Origin of the sequence: Actinoplanes sp. NBC_00393, assembly GCF_036053395.1 — a bacterium.
GTDB lineage: Bacteria > Actinomycetota > Actinomycetes > Mycobacteriales > Micromonosporaceae > Actinoplanes.
In genome coordinates, this window is the sequence record NZ_CP107942.1 from 4593866 (window position 1) to 4617383 (window position 23518).

At 71.6% G+C, this 23518-nt stretch carries 17 protein-coding genes; 8 read left to right on the forward strand and 9 right to left on the reverse strand.

The features are described 5' to 3' along the window. Positions 1-5: 5 nt before the first annotated feature. The 4 genes from OHA21_RS21645 to OHA21_RS21660 all read right to left on the reverse strand — a co-directional run bounded on the left by OHA21_RS21645 (position 6) and on the right by OHA21_RS21660 (position 5257). Positions 6-1259, reverse strand: coding sequence for a DUF1800 domain-containing protein (locus OHA21_RS21645; RefSeq protein WP_328476342.1), 1254 nt, complete (start codon positions 1257-1259; stop codon positions 6-8). A gap of 83 nt (positions 1260-1342) precedes the next feature. Then, positions 1343-3571 carry a DUF6055 domain-containing protein gene (locus tag OHA21_RS21650; protein WP_328476344.1) on the reverse strand — a complete coding sequence of 743 codons (2229 nt, stop codon included), beginning with the start codon at positions 3569-3571 and terminating at the stop codon, positions 1343-1345. A 113-nt stretch (positions 3572-3684) separates the two neighbouring features. Then, positions 3685-4008 (reverse strand): STAS domain-containing protein, encoded by a 324-nt coding sequence (locus OHA21_RS21655; protein ID WP_328476346.1) that lies wholly within the window; start codon positions 4006-4008, stop codon positions 3685-3687. A 34-nt stretch (positions 4009-4042) separates the two neighbouring features. Continuing rightward, complete coding sequence (locus OHA21_RS21660; RefSeq protein WP_328476348.1) at positions 4043-5257, reverse strand: PP2C family protein-serine/threonine phosphatase; 1215 nt, start codon at positions 5255-5257, stop codon at positions 4043-4045. Positions 5258-5454: 197 nt separating this feature from the next. On the opposite strand from OHA21_RS21660, the gene OHA21_RS21665 reads away from it, so the two are divergent. Then, positions 5455-7065, forward strand: coding sequence for a glucuronyl esterase domain-containing protein (locus OHA21_RS21665; protein ID WP_328476350.1), 1611 nt, complete (start codon positions 5455-5457; stop codon positions 7063-7065). A 1273-nt stretch (positions 7066-8338) separates the two neighbouring features. On the opposite strand, the gene OHA21_RS21670 is transcribed toward OHA21_RS21665, so the two are convergent. Continuing rightward, the gene (locus OHA21_RS21670) at positions 8339-9025 is read right to left on the reverse strand and encodes a TetR/AcrR family transcriptional regulator (RefSeq protein ID WP_328476352.1); all 687 of its coding nucleotides are present in this window, start codon (positions 9023-9025) and stop codon (positions 8339-8341) included. Between the two features lie 96 nt (positions 9026-9121). Between OHA21_RS21670 and OHA21_RS21675 the strand changes: the two genes are divergently transcribed. Then, positions 9122-9907 (forward strand): SDR family oxidoreductase, encoded by a 786-nt coding sequence (locus OHA21_RS21675; RefSeq protein ID WP_328476354.1) that lies wholly within the window; start codon positions 9122-9124, stop codon positions 9905-9907. 542 nt (positions 9908-10449) lie between these two features. On the opposite strand, the gene OHA21_RS21680 is transcribed toward OHA21_RS21675, so the two are convergent. After that, positions 10450-11001: a DUF1707 SHOCT-like domain-containing protein gene (locus tag OHA21_RS21680; RefSeq protein WP_328476356.1), complete on the reverse strand. Its 552-nt coding sequence runs from the start codon at positions 10999-11001 to the stop codon at positions 10450-10452. A 190-nt stretch (positions 11002-11191) separates the two neighbouring features. On the opposite strand from OHA21_RS21680, the gene OHA21_RS21685 reads away from it, so the two are divergent. The 3 genes from OHA21_RS21685 (at position 11192) to OHA21_RS21695 (ending at position 16187) form a co-directional block, all read left to right on the forward strand. After that, a complete protein-coding gene (locus OHA21_RS21685; protein ID WP_328476358.1) occupies positions 11192-13678 on the forward strand; it encodes a DEAD/DEAH box helicase in 2487 nt (828 codons plus the stop codon). An 85-nt stretch (positions 13679-13763) separates the two neighbouring features. Further along, positions 13764-15257 (forward strand): S1 family peptidase, encoded by a 1494-nt coding sequence (locus OHA21_RS21690; protein ID WP_328476360.1) that lies wholly within the window; start codon positions 13764-13766, stop codon positions 15255-15257. 228 nt (positions 15258-15485) lie between these two features. Next, positions 15486-16187 carry a DUF6082 family protein gene (locus tag OHA21_RS21695; protein WP_328476362.1) on the forward strand — a complete coding sequence of 234 codons (702 nt, stop codon included), beginning with the start codon at positions 15486-15488 and terminating at the stop codon, positions 16185-16187. Positions 16188-16248: 61 nt separating this feature from the next. Here OHA21_RS21695 and OHA21_RS21700 read toward each other — a convergent pair whose 3' ends face one another. Continuing rightward, positions 16249-16440, reverse strand: a complete 192-nt coding sequence (locus OHA21_RS21700) for a DUF397 domain-containing protein (RefSeq protein ID WP_328476364.1) — start codon at positions 16438-16440, stop codon at positions 16249-16251. A 154-nt stretch (positions 16441-16594) separates the two neighbouring features. On the opposite strand from OHA21_RS21700, the gene OHA21_RS21705 reads away from it, so the two are divergent. The 3 genes from OHA21_RS21705 to OHA21_RS21715 are packed head-to-tail and all read left to right on the forward strand — an operon-like array spanning position 16595 to position 20898. Further along, the gene (locus OHA21_RS21705; protein WP_328476366.1) at positions 16595-19399 is read left to right on the forward strand and encodes an AAA domain-containing protein; all 2805 of its coding nucleotides are present in this window, start codon (positions 16595-16597) and stop codon (positions 19397-19399) included. Between the two features lie 12 nt (positions 19400-19411). Then, complete coding sequence (locus OHA21_RS21710; protein WP_328476368.1) at positions 19412-19927, forward strand: SigE family RNA polymerase sigma factor; 516 nt, start codon at positions 19412-19414, stop codon at positions 19925-19927. Then, entirely contained in the window at positions 19924-20898 is a 975-nt protein-coding gene (locus OHA21_RS21715; protein ID WP_328476370.1) for a hypothetical protein, read from the forward strand. Before OHA21_RS21710 ends, OHA21_RS21715 begins: the two co-directional genes overlap by 4 nt. A gap of 6 nt (positions 20899-20904) precedes the next feature. Here OHA21_RS21715 and OHA21_RS21720 read toward each other — a convergent pair whose 3' ends face one another. Continuing rightward, positions 20905-22743, reverse strand: coding sequence for a sensor histidine kinase (locus OHA21_RS21720; protein ID WP_328476372.1), 1839 nt, complete (start codon positions 22741-22743; stop codon positions 20905-20907). Next, entirely contained in the window at positions 22740-23429 is a 690-nt protein-coding gene (locus OHA21_RS21725; protein ID WP_328476374.1) for a response regulator transcription factor, read from the reverse strand. Before OHA21_RS21725 ends, OHA21_RS21720 begins: the two co-directional genes overlap by 4 nt. Positions 23430-23518 lie beyond the last annotated feature (89 nt).

Sequence of the window (23518 nt, forward strand, 5' to 3'; positions counted from 1 at the left end):
CCTCCTCAGTGGGTCACGTATTCGGGGCTGGCCAGGCCGAGCGCGAGCAGCCGGCGCGGATCCGTCACGTCGCGCAGTGCGGCCGCGGTCCGGTCGGTCCAGCCGTCGACGACCAGCAGTTCGGCGAGGGCGTCGAGGCGGTCGGCGCCGGTGAGCCGGTCGACCGCGGCGGGCGCCAGCGCGGCGAGCCGCTGCCCGGTCCGGATCCGGGCCAGGGTGGACGAGGTGGTCAGCCAGGCGGCGCCGACCGGCCAGCCACCGACCGACGGCGGCCGCAGCGGTACCTGCCCCAGCGATCGCAGCGCGTTCTCGGGCAGGTCGGCCGCCGGCACGCCGAGCTGCCGTGCCGCCCCGATCAGCCATTCCAGCGGCTGTTTCGGCAACGTCCCGCGGGTGGCCGCGAAGTCGGGATCGCGGCACAGCGCCCCGAGCAGGGCGGTGGTGTCGCGTCCAGCTGCCACCATCCGGGCCGTCGCCTGCGCGGACGGCGCCGCGCCGGAGCCGTAGCGCAGCCACAGCCGCCGCGCCAGGAACGGCACGTGCGCCTCGTGCCGCACGAGCAGGTCGGCGTACGAGTCGACGTCGAACGTCCCGGTGCTGCCGAGCAAGGTGACCGGCCGGTCGTCGTGCCGCTTCGGCATCAGGCGGGCGGCGCCGGTGGCCCGGTCGACCTGCCATCCGGTGAGGACCCGCGCGGCGGCCTGCACATCCTGCTCGGTGTACGCGCCGACGCCCAGCGTGAACAGCTCCATGACCTCGCGGGCCAGGTTCTCGTTCGGCGCCTTGCGGGTGTTCTTCTGCCCGTCCAGCCAGACGATCAGGGCCGGGTCGCGCAGCATCGCCCGGACCAGCGGACCGGTGTCGCCGCTGCCGTACCGCCGGAAGGTCTGCTGCTGAGCCAGCATGAGCTGGGCCGAACGGACCTTGCGGACGCTGGTCGCCCAGTGCCCGTGCCAGAAGAAGACCAGCTTCTCCGCCGCGCCGCCGGACGCCATCCGGGCCAGCCACCAGCGGGTGAGCGCGGTGACCTGGTCCCGCTGCTCGCGCCGGGCCTTCTGCCGCTGTTCGCGGGAAACGCCGCGGTCGAGGGCGGCCACCGGGTCGGCGCCCAGCGCCGGGCCGGTCACCGGCCCGGCGGGGCGCAGGAGCCCGGCGAGGGTGGTCTCGTACCCGGCCCGGACGGCCGCGTCCACCTCGGCCGCGGTCGGCCCGAACGTGAGCCGGCGCAGCAGGTGCGCCACCTGAGAACGATCGGTCATGGGACGGCAACGTAGCCCGTCGATGTAAGCGTCAGGTAAGGGCGAGGTCCGGCGGACGTTCAGGCCGGACCTCGCCGCGTCGACTACGAGCCGAAGGCCTTCACTTCCAGCAGGCCGACCGAGCTGGTGCCGCTGGACTGCAGCACGACCCGCAGCCGGGTGGTGCTGACCTGGGTGAAGGTCACCGTGTTGTACGCGTTGACGGCGACCGGATAGGTGCCGGGCACGTCGGCGTACGCGCTGCCGGTCCAGTACTGCAGCTTCCAGGATGCGGGTGCGCGTACCCCGCCGTTGTCGTCGAACAGGTAGACCTGCGCCCGGTTCAGCGTCACGGCGCTGGGCCAGGTCAGTTCCGCCCACTGCTGGCCACTGTTCGGCCACGTACCCCAGCGGGGGTTGACCGTGTCGTTGGACGAGCCGGGCTCGAGGCCGTCGTTGAGCGCCGCGACCGACTCCCAGGGCGAGGTGTACGAGGCCGACGCGGTCGCCGTGCGCGCCAGGTTGCTGCCGCCGGCCGGCGGGGTGGAGGTCGACGGCGTCGGCGACGGCGTGGTCGGCGTCCCGTTGATCGCCAGGTCAGCGCTGGGGAAGGCGCTGAACGACGGGTTGATGTCGGTCTCGCCGCCGGCGCCGTCGCAGCGCCGGTCCGGGTTGAACATCAAGTACGTCCCGGACGAGCAGGCGAAGGCGATCTCCGCGTCGCCACCCACCACGATGTTGCCGGACAGGTTCGCGCCGCTCTGGATCAGCGCGTTGTCCTTGACCACCGCGTTGCCGCCGACGGTGCCGCCGTTGACCCAGCCCAGGCCTTCGATGCGGGCGTTGCCGGTCACGGTGCCGGCCATCACGGCCGCTTTCGGGCCGACGTACGCGGTGGACGCCACACTGGCGTTGCCGGCCACCCAGCCGCCGCCGTTGGAGTGCCAGCGGCCGCCGCCGGTCGGTGCGGGTTTCACGTGCCCGGGTTCGAAGCCGGACGGGGTGGCGCCGGAGACCCGGAACTCGTACGGGAAGCGCCGCGCCTTGGTGTAGCCGTCCAGGAAGGCGTAATGCGGGACCGCGGTCGGGGTGCCGGTGACGACCAGCCAGACCTCGTTCTCGCCGGACTGCAGCGGGAAGTCGATCTGCCCGTCGATGCCGGTGAACAGGTTCGAGTACCGCGGGGTGCCGTTGCGGACGGCGACCAGGCCGAACGTCCATCCGGTGGCCCCGGTTTCGGCGTGACCTTTCAGGCGTACCCGGACCGTGTCGCCGGACGGCACCAGCTTGATCTTGTTGAAGCCGTAGTCGGAGGGCGCCTGCCGGGCGTTGATCCGGTAGTGACTCTGCCCCTGGTCGACCGCTTCGACGTTGCCCCCGTTGTACGCGTTGAGGAACCCGGCCCCGTAGACGCTGTTGATGAACGGCATCAGCGTGGACCGGTTGCCGAAGTCGTAGGTGACCGTGCGGGTAGCGTACTCCCCCAGCCGCCGGTTGAGTTCGGCCTGGCTGATCCCGGCGATCCTTCGGTACGTCTCCAAGGGATGCTCGGTGTTGCGGGCCTCGTTCCAGATCCTGTTGAACATGGCCAGCCCGTCACGGTCCTTGATGTACTGCGCCAGCATCCAGGCGCCGTAGTGGTGCCGGCTGGAGCTGTAGTACAGGTTCTCCGAGCGCAGCCACCGGGTCAGGTCGCCGGCCGCGGTGGTCGGCAGCGCCTGCATCGCCATGAACTCGGCGCTGGCCTCCCAGAACGTGCCCGCCCAGGCGGCGGTGAAGCCGTAACCCGAGCGGCCGAGGAACGTGTAGTTCTGGAACACGTGGGCGAGCTCGTGCGCCAGTCCCCACGAGCCGGGCAGGGCAGCGCCGGGGGCGACGTTGATGACGCCGACCCGGCCGTCCACCGAGCCGCCGGTGGCCCAGGCGTTGAGCTCGGTCCGGTTCCAGGTGTTCGTGACGATCACGATGATCTTGTGCTGGGCCAGCAGCCCGGTCTCCGGCGTGAACTGCATGGTGTTCACATAGAAGCCGTACAGATTCTCCAGCTGGGTGATGATGCTGTTCGGGTCGAACTTGTACGGCGCGGTCGCGGACGCCGGATCGGTGCCGGATTTCTCACCCCAGAGCAGGATGAAGTTGGTGGACTCGCGGCTGCGGTTCGCGGCCCAGGGCACCTCGCCGGTCTGGGTCCACCGGGCGGGGATGTAGACGGTCTTGGCGGCGGCGTCCGCCCTGGTCATCACCTGCGGTACCAGTGACACGCCGGTGAGCAGCGTCAGCGCGGCGACGACGACGAGCCACAGCCGCCGTTTCCGCGCAGGGGGATGCTGCATGATCGGAGGATCCTTTCGTGAGCCGGCCGTGGGGGCGGCCGTCGGGGATAGTCACGCATCTATGCGCGCGCGGCCCCACCCTGACTCACGAAAACGTTTTCGGCAACCCTGCCTCAGTCGCGGACGTCGAGCATCTCGTCGAGCCGGGTCACCCGCAGCATCTCCTGCAGATGCGGCGGCACGGCCTGAAGCCGCAGCCAGCCGTCCCGGCGGAGGGTCTCGCGGTGCAGGTCGATGAACAGGCTCAGCCCGCTGGAGTCGCAGAAGGTGACGGCGCCCAGGTCGATGACGAGCCGATGACATCCCTCAGCGAGCGCCGCGTCAGCGCCGCGCCGCAGTTCGCCCCGGCTGTCCCGGTCGATCTCGCCGGTGGCGGCCAGAACGACGCTGGACTCGGGACCCGCCTGTGCGCGCACGGTCAGAATGTCGGACTGCATCGGCGGTGCTCCAGTTCCGTGGCGTGACGTCGGCTCATGGCACGGTACGCCGCACCGCGGGCGGAGACCATTCGGCCAGCACCAGGGTGGCATCGTCGTCGGGCAGGCCGTGCTGGTGCTCGATCACCGCGTGCGAGATCCGCCGCAGGGTCTCCGGCGAAGGCAGCCCGGCAGCGACGTGGTGTTCGACGATCTCGACGAGCCGGTCCCGCCCGAACTGGACACCGTCGCCGTCGCGCGCCTCGGTGATCCCGTCGGTGTAGAGCAGCAGCCGGTCGCCGCGCTGCAACCGGCGCCGCCCCAGCTCACCGCGCGGATCGTCGAGGCCCAGCGGCATCCGCGCGCCGCCGGTGAGCTCGTCGGGCGCCGCGCCGGAGCGCAGCAGCAGCGGGGGCAGGTGCCCGGCGTTGAGGTAGCGCAGCTCCCCGGTCTGCAGGTGCAGCTCGGCCAGGAAGGCGGTGACGAACCGCGCGTCCGGGAACTCCGCCAGCAGAGCGGCGTCGGCGGCCCGGGCCTGGCCCGCCAGATCCTGGCCGGCCCGCCGGGCGGCGCGGATCGCGGCCAGCGCCACGGCGGTGCCCAAGCCGGCCTTCAGCCCCTTGCCGACGCCGTCGAAAATCGCCAGGCGTGCCGTCGGGCCGTCGAAGGAGTAGTCGTAGCCGTCGCCGCCGACGTCGTAGGACGGCTCGAGGATCGCGCTGACGGTCAGCTCGTCGCAGGCGACGGTGAACGGTTGCAGCATCTGCCACAGCAGTTCGGAGGCGCTGGACATCGGCTGGGTGCGGCGGACCAGGTGCAGGTGGTCGCCGCGGGGCACGCAGGTGGTGACGAGGTGCCCGACCAGCCCGGCGAACAGCTCGCACCGCTGCTGCAGCCCGGGAGCGTGCGGGTCGGCGCCGGCCGGCAGCCGGAAGTCGAGGACACCCATCCGGTCGGTGCCGTTGACCATCGGCACCCACCAGCGGGCCGCGTCCGGCGAATCCGCGGCCGGGATGGAGCGGACCAGCGCGAACGCCCGGCCGGGCACCGAGCCGTCGATCGGCTCCGGCTCCGGGGTGTCCTGCTTCGCGACCGGCAGCGCCCGCAGGGTCCGCTGCTCGTGATCGACCAGGTACACCGTCGCGTCGATGTCCAGCCGGGCCAGCGTCTCGACGACGATTTCGGCGAGCTGGTCCGGCCGCCACAGATGTGACCGATCCAGGACCCGCTGCAGCGCGCCGAGCCACGCCAGCTCGTCAGTAACGGTCATTGACCTACCTTACGGCCGCCGCCACCACCCGGCACGACCAACGCGCACTCGTAAGTTTCGGCGCTACTCCTGGCACTTCGATCTCGCCGAAGTTGCCCTCGCCGGGTCCGGAAGTTTCGCATCACTATTGACATGTTTCGATGACCGGGTTCATATGGGAGCGCTCCCTTCCCCTCGATCCGGAAGGAATCCCCACCGTGAGATCGATCGTCATCGCCGTCGCGACCGGCGCACTCGTGGCCGCCCTCGCGCTCCAGGCCGGCCCAGCCGCCGCGGCCGGCGTGGAGAACGAGGGCGCCGACTGCGCGGTGCCCACCCTGCCCGACGCCGGCGCGCTGCCCACCCTCGCCCGGCTCCCCGACCCGTTCACCCGAATCAACGGCACCCGGATCAGCAGCGTCGCCGACTGGCGCTGCCGGCGCGAGGAGATCAAGCGGCTCGCCGAGAAGTTCGTCTACGGCACCAAACCCGCCAAGCCCGCGAGCGTCTCCGGAACCGTCTCGGCCACCAACATCACCGTCAACGTGTCCGACAGCGGCCGGTCGTCCAGCTTCTCGGCCCGCGTCGAACTGCCCAGCGGCTCCGGCCCGTTCCCGGCGGTGGTCGTGCTGGGCGGGTTCGGCGCGGACACCGCCGCGATCAAGGCCGCCGGGGCCGCGGTGATCAGCTACGACCCGTACGTGGTGGGTCGCGAGGGCACCCCGCGCGCCAACAAGCAGGGGGCGTTCTACAGCGTCTACGGCTCGTCGAGCAGCACCGGGCTGCTGGTGGCCTGGGCGTGGGGGGTGAGCCGGATCATCGACGTCCTCGAGCAGTCCGGCGGCAACATCCTCAAGGCCGACGCCACCGGCGTCACCGGCTGCTCCCGGTTCGGCAAGGGCGCGATCGTCACCGGCGCCTTCGACCAGCGGATCGCGCTCACCATGCCGATCGAGTCGGGCAGCGCCGGCGTACCGATCTTCCGCGGCATCCCCGGCGAGGGCGCGCAGAGCCTGAGCAGCGCGTACGGCGAGCAGCCCTGGCTCGGCGACGCGTTCGGCTCGTTCACCGGCTCGCCCACCCGGCTGCCGGTCGACACCCACGAGCTGGTCGCCATGGTCGCCCCGCGCGGGCTGTTCATCATGGACAACCCGCACATCGCCAACCTCGGGCCGCGCTCGGCGAGCGTGGCCGCGCTGGCCGGGGCCGAGGTCTACAAGGCGCTCGGCGCCGGCGACAACATCACCTACTGGTCGGACGTGCAGGACGGCAGCCACTGCGCCAACCGGGCCGAGTGGCGTGAGCCGCTGCAGCGCAGCATCCAGAAACACCTGCTGCGCACCGGCAGCCACACCGGCACGATGCGGATCTCCAGCCGGGCGCAGGGCAACCTGGCCGAGTGGCGCGACTGGCAGACCCCGGTGCTCGGCACGTCACCGTCGTCCCCGCCGTCGTCACCGGCCAGCCCGTCACCGTGGGACCCGCCGCCGAGCTCACCGTCGGTTTCGCCGTCGGTTTCGCCCAGCGTGCCGGCCGGCGCGTGCAGCGCCACCTACCGCACGGTCAACTCTTGGGGCGGCGGCTTCCAGGGCGAGGTCACCGTCAAGGCCGGCGCCGCCGCCATCAACGGCTGGACGGTGAGCTGGGGCCTGGCCGCCGGCCAGAGCATCAACCAGGTCTGGAACGGCACGCACACCACGAGCGGATCCACCATCACGGTACGCAACGCCGCGTACAACGGGTCGCTCGGCGCGGGCGGCCAGACCACGTTCGGCTTCGTGGCCGGCGGCAGCCCGGGCGCACCCACCCTGGCCTGCACCAGCCCGTAACGCGTTCACCCCGGTCACAGCAGTTACCCCGGGTCGCTTCGCGCGGCGAGCGGCGGCGCTGCGTGCCGCTCGCCGGCAAGGCAGCCCGCTACCGACCGGCCCGTGTGCCATATAGGTGCGTAAGTGCCAGCCGAGTCCCGCTTTCGAGCCCGTATTGCACCCCAGCTGGGAGTAGCGGCTGTATCAACGCCGGAGATACAGCCGTAGCTCCCAGCTGAGTGATCCAAACGCCTTCGATACCCCGCCCGAGCTGTGCCTTGTTGCTGCTGCCCCGCCGCCAGCCAGCATGATCATGTCCGGCTGACGCCCAGCGTCGCCTCCCGGCCGCCGAAGCAGCACTCACGGTCAGCCCCGAACCCCGAGCTGACGCTCACCGTTGCTTCCCCGCCGCCGAAGCAGCACTCACGGTCAGCCCCGAACCCCAAGCTGACGCCCACCGTCGCTTCCCCGCCACCGAAGCAGCACCCACAGTCAGCCCCGAACCCCAAGCTGACGCCCACCGTCGCTTCCCCGCCACCGAAGCAGCACCCACAGTCAGCCCCGAACCCCAAGCTGACGCCCACCGTCGCTTCCCCGCCACCGAAGCAGCACCCACAGTCAGCCCCGAACCCCAAGCTGACGCCCACCGTCGCTTCCCCGCCACCGAAGCAGCACCCACAGTCAGCCCCGAACCCCAAGCTGACGCCCACCGTCGCTTCCCCGCCACCGAAGCAGCACCCACAGTCAGCCCCGAACCCCAAGCTGACGCCCACCGTCGCTTCCCCGCCACCGAAGCAGCACCCACAGTCAGCCCCGAACCCCAAGCTGACGCCCACCGTCGCTTCCCCGCCACCGAAGCAGCACCCACAGTCAGCCCCGAACCCCAAGCTGACGCCCACCGTCGCTTCCCCGCCACCGAAGCAGCACCCACAGTCAGCCCCGAACCCCAAGCTGACGCCCACCGTCGCTTCCCCGCCACCGAAGCAGCACCCACAGTCAGCCCCGAACCCCAAGCTGACGCCCACCGTCGCTTCCCCGCCACCGAAGCAGCACCCACAGTCAGCCCCGAACCCCAAGCTGACGCCCACCGTCGCTTCCCCGCCACCGAAGCAGCACCCACAGTCAGCCCCGAACCCCAAGCTGACGCCCACCGTCGCTTCCCCGCCACCGAAGCAGCACCCACAGTCAGCCCCGAACCCCAAGCTGACGCCCACCGTCGCTTCCCCGCCACCGAAGCAGCACTCACGGTCAGCCCCGAGCCCATTGCTGCCTCGGATCTGGCGGCGGGCGGGGTCTACCGGGCCGCGGCGCCCGCGAGGATGCAGTTCAGGCCGAACTCGAAGGCGTCCTCGTCGCCGGGGCCGAAAGCGCCCTGCCCGGCGGCCCGGGCCAGGGCCGGATAGTCGGCGGCGTGCTCGCCCAGCGTCTCCGCCAGCGCGGCGCCGAGACCGGCTCCCCCGTCGGCGGCGATGCCGGCCTCGGCCTCCACCAGGTTGCGCACGTGGCCGGTGAGCACGACGACGAGGTCCACGCTCTGCGCCCCGGTCAGCTCGCTGCCGGCCAGGGCCGCCACCGCCCGCTCCAGCCAGCTGAGCTCCCGGGGGCCGACCGGCCGGGCCCGGGTGGTCGCCGAGGCCAGCCAGGGGTGGCTGCGGAACACCGCCCGCAACTGATGCGCCCACTCGTGCAGCGCCGGCGGCCAGCCGGCTGAGACGTCCAGCTCCGGGGCCGTGCCGATCGCGGTGTCGATCATCGTGGCGATCAGTTCGGCGCGGCCGGGCACGTACCGGTACAGCGACATTGCGGTGAACCCGAACCGGGCGGCGACCCGCTGCATCGTCACCGCGGCCAGCCCTTCGGCGTCGGCGATCTCGACGCCGGCCTCGGCGATCTGGGTGATGGTCAGCACCGGACGCGGTCCGCGGCTGCGGCGGGCGCCTCTGCCCCACATCAGATCCATGGCGCTGACCTCGGCTTTCATCCGCACTCCCGGATTCAGTGTTGACCGTCCACGACGGAACTGTGTATAACATAAACCGTACTGCTTAGATGATAAACAGTTTCTGGAGGCAACGACATGTCGACACTTCAAGGCAGGACCGCGCTGGTCACCGGTGGTTCGCGGGGCATCGGCCGGGGCATCTCGCGGCGGCTCGCCGCCGAGGGCGCCCTGGTCGCGGTGCACTACGGCAGCAACGACGCCGCCGCCAAGGACACCGTCGCCGCCATCGAAGCGGCCGGCGGCCGGGCCTTCGCGGTGCGGGCCGAGCTAGGCGCCGACAGCGGCGCCGACACCGTGATCCGTGCGGTGGCGGCCGGCCTGCAGGAGCGCACCGGCCGGGCCCACCTGGACATCCTGGTCAACAACGCGTCGGTCGCCGACTCAGGCGGCGGCATCGCGACCGAGACCCCCGACGCGTTCGACCGGCTCTTCGCGGTCAACGTGCGCGCCCCCTTCTTCCTCATCCAGCAGGCGCTGCCGCTGATGGGCCAGGGCGGCCGGATCGTCAACATCGGGTCCGGGGTCACCCGGATCGCGCTGCCCGGCGAGCTGGCGTACGCGATGACCAAGGCCGCCATGGAGACCCTCACCCGCAACGCCGCCAACGAGCTCGGCGCCCGCGGGATCACGGTCAACACGGTCGCGCCCGGCCCGACCCGCACCGAGACGACCGCGGTCTTCTACGACCGGCCGGAAGCACAGGCCATGATCGCGGCCGGCCAGGCGCTGGAGCGGGTGGGCACGCCGGAGGACATCGCAGCCGTCGTCGCGTTCCTGGCCGGGGACGACAGCGGCTGGCTCACCGCTAACGTCATCGACGCCACCGGCGGCACCTACCTGGGGCCCAAGCGCCTCGGCTGAGCCCGGCGGGCCGCGGTAACGCCGGATGGCTCAGCGGGTGACAGCTCCAACGTGCGGCTGAGGCCACCATTTCGGCCTCGCCGATCACTTGGCCGCCCGCCGGCATGCCTGCCGGGCGGTGAAACAGCGCCGCTGCGCGGCCGAGTGACCAACGGAGCCCGAAACGAGGCCTCAGCCGCGCGGCAGCGACGTCACCCCGGTGCGGCCCCGGCGCTCGAAGCGTTCGGACAGCGCTCGCACGAGCGACAGCCACAAGGCACAGCCGAACCGGCATTTCCGGCCTTGTGGATCATCAGCTGGGAGCGGAAAACCCTTGCCGCCGGTAGAGACAGCAAAACAACTCCCGGCCGGCGCTCGCACACCGGAGCTCAGGACACCCAGCTGGGAGCGGCGGCTGTCATGGTGATCCAGCACGGTACTCGGCCGGTGTGCGGACCCAACCCGCCCAAGCAGCACTGAGCGACAGCCGAAACGTGGAAACCCGAGCCGAGCGCACGAACGGCGCAACCATGCCCGGCGGCGGAACCGCGGCCGCGAACGCCTCAGCCGGGCGGGCGGGAGCGGACCTCCAGGCTGCTGAACCAGGTGTGCACCCGGATCCGGATCTCCGGGGTGCCGGGCAGCCGGGGCACCGGCGCGAGCCGGGTCTCCTGCGAGCTCAGCACCACCGGGCCGGTCACGTCGACCTCGACACCCTCCGGCACGATGATCTTCAACTCGCCGAAGACGCAGCAGCCGGTGATCTCGATGACGTCCTCGCCGGTCGCCAGATCGCGCAGGTCCAGCTTGGCCGAGCCGAACACCGTGTACGTGCCGAGCCGGTCGGAGCGCAGCCGCCAGCGGCCGCGCCGCTTGGTCTCGCTGAAGATCGTGACCACCTGCTCCACGGTTCGCGACGAGCCGACCACCGGCGTCGGTGCGAGCCCCTCGGTCACCCGGGCCAGGGCCTGCGCGTCCTCGGCGGCCCAGACCGCACCCACCCGTACGCTGAATTCCTCCAGATTGATGCGGCCCTCGCCGCAGGCCTGCTGAAGCAGCTCGGCGACCCGCTCGCGCTCGCCGTCGGACGGCGGCACCGGCACTGGAACTGTCACGCGCCGAACCTAACCACCCACCGCAACCGAACGGCAACCTCGCCCGCAACCGGCGCCGGGCAGAGTGCCGCGCATGCGCACCCGCATCGCCGCCACCATCGCGCTCGCCGCCGGAATCCTGACCCTGACCGGTGCCGTCGCCGGTCCCCTGTACGCGGTGTTCGGCGCGAACTGACAGACTTGCAGGATCATGACGCTGACCGATCGCCTTCCCGGTAACGCCGAACCCGACGCTGTCTTCGACGCCTTCCAGGCGTGGGTCGCGGAACAGGGCCTCACCCTGTACCCGCACCAGGAGGAGGCGCTGATCGAGATCGCGACCGGCGCCAACGTCATCCTGAACACCCCGACCGGCTCCGGCAAGAGCCTGGTGGCGACCGGCGCGCACTTCGCCGCGCTGGCCGACGGGCGCACCACCTTCTACACCGCGCCGATCAAGGCGCTGGTCAGCGAGAAGTTCTTCGCCCTCTGCGCGGTCTTCGGCGCGCACAACGTCGGCATGCTCACCGGCGACGCCTCGGTCAACGCCGACGCCCCGATCATCTGCTGCACCGCGGAGATCCTGGCCAACCTGGCGCTGCGCGAGGGCACCGACGCCGACATCGGCCAGGTCGTGATGGACGAGTTCCACTTCTACGCCGAGCCGGACCGCGGCTGGGCGTGGCAGGTGCCGCTGATCGAGCTGCCGCAGGCCCAGTTCATCCTGATGTCGGCGACCCTCGGTGACACCACGCGCTTCGTCGACGACCTGAGCAGGCGGACCGGGCGTACGACCGCGGTGGTCAGCAGCGTGGAGCGGCCGGTGCCGCTGCTGTTCGAGTACGCGATGACGCCGCTGCACGAGACCATCGAGGAGCTGCTCTCCACCCGGCAGGCCCCGGTCTACATCGTGCACTTCACGCAGGCGGCCGCCCTGGAACGCGCGCAGTCGCTGATGAGCATCAACATGTGCACCCGCGAGGAGAAGGACAAGATCGCCGCGGCGATCGGCAACTTCCGGTTCACCGCGGGCTTCGGGCGCACCCTGTCGCGGCTGGTGCGCCACGGCATCGGCGTGCACCACGCCGGCATGCTGCCCAAGTACCGCCGGCTCGTCGAAACCCTGGCCCAGGCCGGCCTGCTGAAGGTCATCTGCGGCACCGACACGCTCGGGGTCGGCATCAACGTGCCGATCCGGACCGTGCTGTTCACCGGCCTGTCGAAGTACGACGGGGTGAAGACCCGGCTGCTCAAGGCCCGCGAGTTCCACCAGATCGCCGGGCGGGCCGGCCGGGCCGGCTACGACACCATCGGCACGGTGATCGTGCAGGCGCCGGAACACGTCATCGACAACGAGCGGGCCTTGAAGAAGGCCGGCGACGACCCGAAGAAGCGGCGCAAGGTGGTCCGCAAGAAGCCGCCGGAGGGCACGATCGGCTGGGGGCGGCCCACCTTCGACCGGCTTGTCGAGGCCGAACCGGAGCCGCTGACCTCGTCGTTCCAGGTGTCGCACGCGATGCTGCTCAATGTCATGAATCGCGGCGGTGACCCGTACCCCGCTCTGCGCCATCTTTTGACCGAGAACCACGAGGAACGGCCGTCGCAGCGCAGGCTCATCCGCCGGACCGTGGCGATCGCCCGGGCGCTGATCGCGGGCGGCGTGATCGAGCGCACCGACACCGGGACATATCGCCTGGTCGAGGACCTGCAGCTGGACTTCGCCCTGAACCAGGCTCTGTCGCCGTTCGCGCTGGCCTCGCTCGAACTGCTCGACAGGGAGTCGCCGGAGTACCCGCTCGACGTCGTCTCGGTGATCGAATCGACGCTTGAAGACCCGCGCCAGGTGGTCTCGGCGCAGCGCCAGAAGGCGCGCGGCGAGGCGGTCAACGCCATGAAGGCCGAGGGCATCGAGTACGAGGAACGCATGCAACTCCTCGAGGACGTGACCTGGCCGCAGCCCCTGAAGGAGCTGCTCGAGGCCGCGTACGAGACCTACCGCCAGGGGCATCCCTGGGTCGCCGACTACGAGCTCAAGCCGAAATCCGTGGTCCGCGACATGTACGAGCGGGCCATGACGTTCACCGAATACGTCTCCTTCTACGGCCTGTCCCGCTCCGAAGGCCTCGTCCTGCGCTATCTGGCCGACGCGTACCGCGCGCTGCGCCAGACCGTCCCCGAGGACGCCCGCACCGAGGAGCTCACCGACCTGATCGAGTGGCTCGGCGAGCTGGTCCGCCAGGTCGACTCCAGCCTGCTCGACGAGTGGGCGCGGCTGCAGAACCCCGGCGCCGAGGTCGAGGAGGTCCGCCTCGACGACAAGCCGCCCGCGGTCACCCGCAACGCCCGCGCCTTCCGGGTGCTGGTCCGCAACGCCATGTTCCGCCGGGTCGAGCTGGCCGCGCTGCGCCGCTGGGACCTGCTCGGCGAGATGGACGCCGAGTACGGCTGGCCCGCCGACCGCTGGCAGAAGGCCATCCAGGAGTACTTCGAGGAGTACGACTCGCTGGGCACCGGCCCGGCCGCGCGCGGTCCGGCGTTCCTGCACATCGAGCAGGGGCCGGACGTGTGGACCGTCCGGCAGGTCTTCGAGGACCCGGAAGGCGACCACGACTGGGGCATCGACGCCACCGTGGACCTCGCCGCGTCCGACGAGGCCGGCACCGCGGCGATCGCCGTCACCGCGGTCGGCCCGCACTGAACTGGTGATATAAGCCAGACGCTATCTATTGCCGTCGATGAATGGCGGCTACGTTACGGCCACTACCCCTCAAAGGAGTGACCGGATGAACCGTACCGTCGCCGCCAGCGCCGCAGCAGCAATCCTGCTGCCGGCCGGTCTGGCCGCTGTCGTTCTCGCCGGCCCGGCCGGCGCCCAACCCACCGGGGCGCCGCCGGCCGGAGACGCCGCCTCCGCCGCCATGCTCGCCGCCATGCAACGCGACCTGGGCCTGACCGAACAGGCGGCGCGCGAGCGCATCGCCGGTGACGACGCCGCGGCCCGCACCGAACTCGCCCTGCGCAAGAAGCTCGGTTCCGCCTTCGCCGGCGCGTGGCTCGGCGCCGGCAGCAAACTGGTCGTCGCCGTCTCCGAGCCGTCGAAGGCCGCCGAGGTCACCGCGGCCGGCGCCACCGCGAAACTGGTCGCCCACAGCGGCTCCCGCCTCGACCTGGTCAAGGCCAAGCTGGACGCGGCGGCCGCCAAGGCCCCGGCTGGCAAGGTGCCCGGCTGGTACGTCGACGTCAAGACCAACACCGTCGTCGTGCAGGCGCACGGGAGCACCACGGCGGCGAAGGCGTTCATCAAGGCCAGCGGGGCCGACGCCACCGTGGTCCGGGTGGAGACCACCGCCGAACTGCCCCGGCTGTTCTACGACGTGCGCGGCGGCGACGCCTACTACATCGGCGGCGGGCGCTGCTCGGTCGGCTTCTCGGTCAACGGCGGCTTCGTCACCGCCGGGCACTGCGGCAACGCGGGCGCCGCGACGACCGGCTTCAACCGGGTCGCGCAGGGCACCTTCCAGGGCTCGTCGTTCCCCGGCAACGACTACGCGTGGGTGGCGGTCAACTCCAACTGGACGCCGCAGCCGTGGGTCAACAACTACTCCGGCGGCAACGTGACAGTGGCCGGCTCGACGGTCGCCGCGATCGGCGCGGCCATCTGCCGCTCCGGCTCCACCACCGGCTGGCGGTGCGGCACGGTGCAGGCCTACAACCAGACGGTCAACTACGCCGAAGGCTCGGTTTCCGGGCTGACCCGTACCAACGCGTGCGCCGAGCCGGGTGACTCCGGCGGCTCGTGGCTGGCCGGCCAGCAGGCGCAGGGCGTCACCTCCGGTGGCTCCGGCAACTGCACCTCCGGCGGCACCACATACTTCCAGCCGGTCAACGAGATCCTCACCGCGTACGGCCGCACCCTGGTCACCAGCGGCGGCGGTGGCCCCACCACGCCGCCGACCACCCCGCCGACCGGCTGCTCCGGCTACGAGTTCTCGGCTTCCGGGTCGCTCGCCAGCGGCGGCAGCGTCTACCAGCCGAACCCCTACTACTACTCCTCGGCCTCCGGCACGCACCGCGCCTGCCTGGACGGCCCGACCGGCACCGACTACGACCTTTACCTGCAGAGGTGGAACGGCAGCGCCTGGTCAGTGGTCGCCCAGGGCGCCACCGCGGCCGCGGACGAGACCGCCAGCTACACGGGCTCCGCGGGCTACTACCGCTGGCGCGTCCACGCCTACAGCGGCTCGGGCGCGTACGCCCTCGGCTACACCAACCCGTAGTCATACTTGAGACCGCCCGTCGGCACGTCATTCGCGGCCGGCGGGCGGAATCAATTCCCGCAACAATTGGCGGCGAGGCGCAAATAGCACACGAATGGGATCACGGTGACACGAGGCAAAGAGCCTGCTGGCAGGTTGCCATCCAGCAGAATGTGTCGGAGATGAATGAATAAGCGCTTTCAGCTCTACTCCGGGCACACTACCGGTAGGTGTGCCGGGGAGGTCAAAATGGCGGCTGTAGATCTGCCGAGACCGAGCGATCGCATCAGCAATGCGATTCGCGGCCTGTTGCTGGCGGTGTGCGCGATCAGCTTCACGGCCGCCATGGTCAGCGTGGCCGTGACCCCGATTCTTCTCGGCCGCCTGTTCGCCGCGGACGGCGACTACGCCAGACTCAGCGACATCGGGCAGGCTTACGGTGCCGCCTCGGCGGTCGTCGCCGTCATGGCGCTGGGCGTTGTCGCGGTCGGGTTGATGCTGCAGTACCGGCAGTTCCGGGCGAGCCGCCTGCAGTCGCTGACCGAAGCCGAGGATCAATTGATCCGCATCGCCATGCAAGACCCGCAGTATCGCCAGTGCTGGGGCGCGCGCGTTGCCCCGGAGGGCGTCGACGAAGGTGAGTACTACTACTGCAGCGCGATATTGAACATCTGGAAGCGCGCCTGGCAGTTACGCGACCTGTCGGAAGGACAGGCCCGCGCGTGTTTGTCGAGTTTCTTCGACAGCGAGATCGGGCGGATGTTCTGGCGGGACAACGGCGACTGGCACAGAAGGGTGAAGGCCAGGGGCCGACGCGCCCGGATCGTCGAGCTCATCAACGAGGCTTACCTGCACGCCGAGAAATGCGGCCCGCCGGCCCGACGTTATGAACCTCGCCGCCCGGAGATATTGATAGCCGACGGCACCAAGGACCGCACCGGCGTGCCGTGATCAGCGATCCGCAGCGACCGGCCTGACCTCTCGCCGGCAACCCGCTGCCGCGAGCTGGAGATCAATCGAATTCGCCCGCCACGATTCCGTCGAGCAGTGCGTGCCAGGCCGCTTTGGGCAGCATCAGCGCCACCTCGGGGCGCTGCGAGTTGCGCAGTCCGACCACGCCACTCCGATCGCTGACCTCCACGCAGTGGTGATCACCGACGCACTTTGTACTCCTTTGCCACGCTTTGTCCAGCAAATTTGGCATGTCGTGTGAAACTCCCGGCGAGTCGCGCAGCAAACGCCGCCTACTCTACGTGATCCCACCTCGGTCAGCGGCAGAGACACGCGCGTCCGCCTACTCTTCCAGCCACGCCACTCCTGCGGATGGTGTGCCGGGGGGGGCGGTACCCTCGGGCGCGATGCGAGCGTCGACCGTTGTTGGGGTTTTGGCTGATCTGGCGCCAGCCGGTGGGGACCGGGTGCTGGATGTGACCCGGGGAGGGCAGCCGCTGGTCTGGCTGAAGGAGCCGCTGCGGGCGCCGCGGAACGCGGCGGTGGACCGGCTCGCCGGGCTCGACGCGCTGCACCGTGAGGAACGGATCCTGTATCGCGGGGTGGGGTTCCTGGCCGGCCGGGTGGAGATCGACGGCGCGCTGCGCAAGGTACGTGTGCCGCTGGTCAGCGGGCCGGTGCACCTGAACGGCTCGTGGACCGGCTACCAGATCGTGCCGGCCGGCGACGTCACCGTCACCCCGCTGGTCACCGACCGGGAGCTCGCGGCGGGACTGGAGGCGGCGCCGGCGGCCGACTCGCCGCGCTGGATCGGGGCGGTCGGCAGCCGGGCCTGGCTGACGTCGATCGCCGAGGCCACCGGGCTGCCGTTCGACGGGGTGATCGAGGGTGGGCAGCGGGTGCCGTCCGACCGGCTGGTGCTGATCGAGGGAACCGCGTTGTTCGTGGTCCGCGACGTCTACGGGCCGGGGCTGGGTGACAGTCTGCGCAGCTGGGCCGGCCGTGACCTGGACGGCACAGCGCTGGCCGCCGTGTACGGCGAGCAACGCACCGACGAGGGCGGACTGCGTGCGGTCAGACAGCGTGCCGGGAAGGCGGGTGACGGCGGGACGGGTGACGGGGAGGTGCTGTCGCCGCTGCCGTTGAGCCGGGACCAGGTTCGGGTGGTGGCGCGGGCGCGGACCGCGCCGGTCACGGTGGTGTCCGGGCCGCCGGGCAACGGCAAGAGTCACACGGTCGTCGCGGCCGCGCTGGAGGTGGTGCACCGCGGCGGGTCGGTGCTGATCGCCACCCAGTCGCCGCACGCCGCTGAGGTGCTGGCCGGGCTGCTCGGGCGGTATCCGGGGCCGGCGCCGGTGCTGTTCGGCGCCGCGAACAGCCGCGACGCCGTCGAGCTGCTGCTCACCTCCGGCGCCGAGGACGGCGCCGACGACTCGCGGCTGGCCGAGGACCGCAGGGCCGTCGAGCGGGCCCACCAGCGGGTCAGCGCGATCCGCGCCGAGATCACCGCCGCGCTGCGGACCGAGGTGCTGGCCGGCACCGTGGACGCCGGCGATCCGCGGCTGGCCGGGCTGCTCGCCGACGTGCCGGGCGCCTTCGACGCCTCGGTCGACCTGGACCGGGTGGAGCGGGCCCGCAACGCCGGCACGGACGGCGGCTGGTGGGCGCGCTGGACCGGCCGGCGGGCGCGGCGGCAGGCGTACCGCGTACTGGGACTGCGCGACGGCGTACCCCCGGAAAGGGTGACCGAGGCGCTCACCGTGGCCACCGCGCAGCGTGCCGCGGCCCGGCTGGCGCTGGCCGGCGGCACCGATCTGAGCGCGGACTGGGCCCGACTGCACGACGCGGAAGCCGCCCTGCAGCAGGTGGTGGGCGCCGCCATGCGCCGTGCGGCCCGCAGCCAGCGGCGCTGGGACGCCGACGGGCGGCGGGCGACCGTCGCGCTGGCGACCGCGCTGCGGGCCGGCCGCAGCCGCCGCCGGGAGCTGCTCGCCCGCCTCGACGCCGGGCCGCTGGTGCAGGCGCTGCCGTTGTGGATCGGCACGGTCACCGACGTGGAGGACCTGCTGCCGTCCATGCCGGGCCTGTTCGAACTCGTCGTGATCGACGAGGCGTCGCATGTCGACCAGATCCGCGCCGCGCCGGTGCTGGCCCGCGCCCGCCGCGCGCTGGTCGTCGGCGACCCGAGGCAGCTGCGGTTCGTCTCGTTCGTCGCGGACGCCGACGTCGCCGGGGTTCTGCAGCGGCACGGCGCCGACGACCGTCTCGACGTACGCCGCAACAGCGCCTACGACGTCGCGGCCGGCGCTGCCCCGGTCACCTGGCTCACCGAGCACTACCGCGGCGCCCCGCACCTGATCGGATTCTCGGCCCGCCGCTTCTACGACGACCGGATCACGGTGACCACCCGTACCCCGGCTGCCGACACCACTGACGCGATCGACGTCGTCGCCGTGCCCGCCGCCACCGTCACCAAGGGGGTGAATCAGGCCGAGGTGGCCGCCGCGCTGCAGGCCGTCGCCGCCCTGGTCGCCGAGGGACACCACGGGATCGCGGTGATCAGCCCGTTCCGGGCGCAGGCCGAAGCCCTGGAAGCGGCCCTGATCGACGCCTACCCGGTCGAGAAGCTCACCGAGCTCGGGTTGCGGGTCGGCACCGTGCACTCGTTCCAGGGCAGCGAGGCCGGCGCCGTGGTCGTCTCGCTCGGCCTGGTCGACGGCGACGCGGCCGGGCGGCGCCGGTTCGTCACCGACCCGCACCTGTTCAACGTCATGATCACCAGGGCGCGCCGCAAGCTCGTCGTGCTCAGTTCCCTGACCGCCCCGAACGGCCTGCTCGGCGACTACCTGCGGTACGCCGCCGGACCCGACCGGCCGATGCCGGCCCTCACCGCATCCGGCTGGGCCGCGCAGCTGGCCACCGAACTGGACCGGGCCGGCGTGCCCGTCCGCCCCGGCTACCAGGTCGGCTCCTGGCGCCTCGACCTGTGCGCCGGCCCGCCGGACACCGCCGTCGGCATCGTCTGCGACGTGCACCCGGACGGCCCGGAGGCTCACCTCGACCGGCAGCGCTCACTGCACCGGGCCGGCTGGCGGCTGCTCGACGTGTTCGCCAGCCGCTGGGGCGACGACCCGCGCCGGGCTGCCCTGGAGGTCGCCGCGGCGATCGCGCGTGACGAGCCGGGAACCATCGAGGAAGTCCAGGTCCATTAAGTAGGTATGGGCTTGCTTCGCAGAGCGGAACCCGTCGGCTACGAGGACTTCGTGGCCAGCCGGTATCGCGAGATCGTCCGATTCGGCGCGCTGCTGGCCGGCGACGCGCGCCTCGGCGAGGACCTCGCCCAGGAAGGGCTGATCGCGGCCTACCGGGCGTGGTCGCGGCTGGGCGTCGCGGACGGGCGGCCCGAGGCCTATGTGCGCAAGGTGATGGTCCGCACCGCGATGCGCGCCCGGCGCCGGCGCTGGCGTGGCGAAGTGCCCGCCGAGGAGCTGCCGGATTCACCGCGCCGCGGCTTCGCCGATCAGTCGGATCTGAGCGTGCAGGTGTTCGCCGTGCTGCGCCGGCTGCCCGCCGAGCAGCGGGTGGTTCTCGTCCTGCGGTTCTGGGCCGACGCCACCGAGGCCGAGGTGGCGCAGACCCTCGGGGTCGCGGTGGGCACGGTCAAGAGCCGCACCTCCCGGGCCCTGGCCGCGATGCGCGCGAGCGGCCTGTCTCTCGAGTCTTCCCAGGAGGCGCAGTGAACCCGAACCAGGTCGGCGAGCTGCTCGAGCGAGCCGCCGACTCCGTGACTCCGGCCGAACCCGATCCCGCCGGCCGCCTGGTCACGCTGGGCCGCCGGCGCGTCCGGCGCCGCCGGGCCTGGACGGCCGCGGCCGCGGTGCTGGCCGTCGTGGCTCTGCCCTTCGCGACAGTGGTCGCGAACCGGCTGCCGGACGTCGTGGCGTCCGACACCACGGTGAGCTTCGACGGCCTGTCGGTCGTCGTCCCGGCCGGCTGGCGGATCAGCCGGGAGAAGATCGTCGACACCTGCACCGCCGAGCCGCGCACGGTCTATCTCGCCGAGCGGTGGGAGAACTCAGCGCCGCTGACCACCGCGCCCGGCAGCACACCCTTCACATGCCGGTCCGAGGGTCAGGCGTGGATGGCGCTCGTGCAGCACGGCCCGCCGCGGTATGTGACCCCGGAGCGGCTCCTGGTCAAGGACGGACAACTGCTCCAGGTTTCGGCGGACATCAGCGGACTCAGCGAGACCTATATCGCTTTCACCAACGACCTCGAGCCCACGGGTGTCGTGATCTCCGGCGACGCGCAGGCACGCAAGCAGTTGCTCGACCGCGTCACCTGGCCCGGCGCCCCGTCTGCCCCGCCGTCCGGGGGCCTGGTGCTGCCGGACGAGATCACCAGCGCCGTCAGCGCCCGGCCCAACATGATCAACGCGACGGATGCCCGGACGCTGAGCCGGATCCGGGCGAAACTGGCCGCGTTGCAGGACCCGGTGCCCGCCGGTGAGGAGTGCGCCCTGGAGATGCCCGGCGCGGTCGGTATCAGCCTCGGCGAAATCACGGTGGTGCTCGGCGACGCGAGTTGCCCGCAGGCGATCTCCACCGGCGGCGGCCGGGTCCGCGCCCCGGCCGGACTGGGCATGGAGCTGCACAACCTGATCGCGGCGAGCGAACGCGCCGCGGTCGAGCGTAAGAAGAAGAAGGATTGACCGTGCCTACCGGCCGGTGATCTCGCGGCGGGCGCGGCGGGTGAACACGCCGGACAGGGTGGCTGCCGGGTCCGGAGTGGTCACCGGCAACCGTACGGTGAACGTCGTGCCCAGCCCCGGCGTGCTGTCCGCCTCCAGGGTGCCGCCCTGGTCGGCGACGATGCGCCGGGCGATGGTCAACCCCAGCCCGGACCCGCCGGTGGCCCGCTGCCGGGCCGGGTCGGCACGCCAGAACCGGTCGAACGCGCGGGCCACCTCTTCCGCGGACATCCCGACGCCGGTGTCGCGTACGCTCAAAATCGCTGCATGCGCGTCGCGCGTCACCCGCAGCTCCACGCGCCCGCCGGCGTCGGTGTAGCGGATCGCGTTGCTCAGCAGGTTGCCCAGCACCTGCCGGGTGCGGTCCGGGTCGGCCTCCACCTGCACCGGCTCCGGCGCGTCCACCACCAGCTCGATGCCGGCTGCCGCCGCGACCGCCCGGTGTGCGGTGGCCGTGGTGCCGGCCAGTTCGGCCAGGTCCAGCGGCACCGGCGCGTACGCCAGATCGCCCGCCTCGGCCAGCGCCAGCACCTGCAGGTCGTCCAGGATGCGCCGCTGCAGCAGGGTCTCCTCGTGCAGCGACGCGAACAGCTCCGGTGACGGCTCGATCACCCCGTCGGCCAGGCCTTCCAGGTAGCCACGCAGGTTCGACAGCGGCGTACGCATCTCGTGCGCCACGTCCGCGATCAGCCGCCGCTGGCGTTCCTCGCTGCGCTGCAGCGCCTCGGCCATCGCGTTGAACGACGCGGACAGCCGGGCCAGCTCGTCCTGCCCGCCGTCGGGCACCCGTACGTCCAGCCGTCCCGCCGCCAGCTGCAGCGACGCCCCGGTGAGCAGCCGCACCGGACGGCTGACCCGCCGCGCGATCCAGGCGGTGCCGAGCGCCGCGACCACGAGCAGCGCGGCCGCCCCGAACCCGGCGGGCCGGCTCAGCTGGCCCATGTCGGTCTGCTGGGTGGCGCCGAAGTACACCTCGACCGGCAGCGCCGAGGTGGTCTGCGCCGCCCGCGCGAAGGCCTGGCCCAGGCAGTTGTCATCCGGGTCCAGGATTTGCATGGTGCGGCAGGCGACCAGCTGGGTGAACGAGTCGTCCAGCCAGTACCGGTCACCGTGCACCCGGTCGAGGGCGGCGCGCAGGCATTTCTGCGACGCCCTGCGCTGCTGCTCGCTCAGGTACGGCGCGGTGCCCGACGCCACGGCCGGTTCGACCGGCAGTTCCTCGGCCGTGCACCGCACCGTCACCAGGGCGGCCCGGTACTGCGCCAGCTGGAACAGCGCTCGCAGCGCCGGGTCCCGGAACTGGCCGGCCTTGGCCGCGAACAGGTCGCGCGGCAGCGCCGGCGCCTTCACCGTCGGCAGGTTCCCCTTGCGGAAGGCCGCCGGCGCTCCCTCGGCGCCCAGTTTCACCGCCGTGAGCCGGGCGATTTCGGCCGCGGCCGCGGCGGTGCCCGGGTCCAGCTGCGGGACCGGGTCGACCGTCGACGGAACCAGCTGCACCGGCCCGACCGACCGGCCCTGCACCTCGTCCGAGTCGGTGAGCACCACGTCGTCGCGGTTGACCACCCGGATGTGCAGGCCGGTACGCTGCGCCTGCCCGGCGACCACCTCATCGATGCCGTTCCACCGGCCGTTGCGCAGCCCGAACTGCTGGATCTCCTCGACGATCGCCACGTGGTGCCGCTCGCGGGCCAGTTCGGCGCGGGCCAGTTCCCGCGACGTCAGGTTCAGCGTCAGCCAGGCGGTCGCGCCGATCGCCGTGCCCGCCACCACCAGCACGAGCAGGAAGATCCGCAGCCGGAAACTCACCGCTCGGCCATCCGGTAGCCGCGCCCGTAGACGGTCTGTACGTACCGCGGCTCGGCCGGATTCTGTTCGATCTTGCGGCGCAGGTTGACCACATGCGCGTCGACGGTGCGTTCGGACACGTCGTTCTCGAAGCCGAACACCTTGTCCAGGATCTGCCCGCGGGTGAACACCCGGCCCGGCTCACGGGCCAGCAGCTCGAGGATGCCGAACTCCTTGGCGGTCAGCCGGACGCCGGCGCCGTCGACGCGTACCTCGAACCGCGGAACGTCCACCGCCAGCTCGCCCACCGTCAGCACCTCGGCGGTCTCGCCGCCGCGGGTGCGGCGCAGCAGCGCCCGGATCCGCGCGGTCAGCTCCCGCGGGCTGACCGGTTTGCTCAGGTAGTCGTCGGCGCCGATGTCCAGGCCGAGCAGCATGTCGTTCTCCGCCGAGCGGGCGGTCACCATCACGATCGCCACGTCCGACTCGGCGCGCAGGATCCGGCACACGTCCAGACCGTCGACCAGCGGCATCATCACGTCCAGCACCACCAGGTCCGGCTTACGGGCCCGGGCCTGCTCCAGCGCCGCCCGGCCGTCACCGACGGTGAGCACCTGATGGCCTTCGCGCTCCAGGTACAGGCGGATCAGCTGGGCATGTTTCGGATCGTCGTCGGCTACCAGGATACGGGCGGTCACGGTTCGCATTCTCGCGCAGCCAGTCCAGCGGGCCAAGAAATGTCAGGTTCCGGTGAAGAACCGGCCCGCAAACCGGTACCCGCGCGCATCTGCGACAG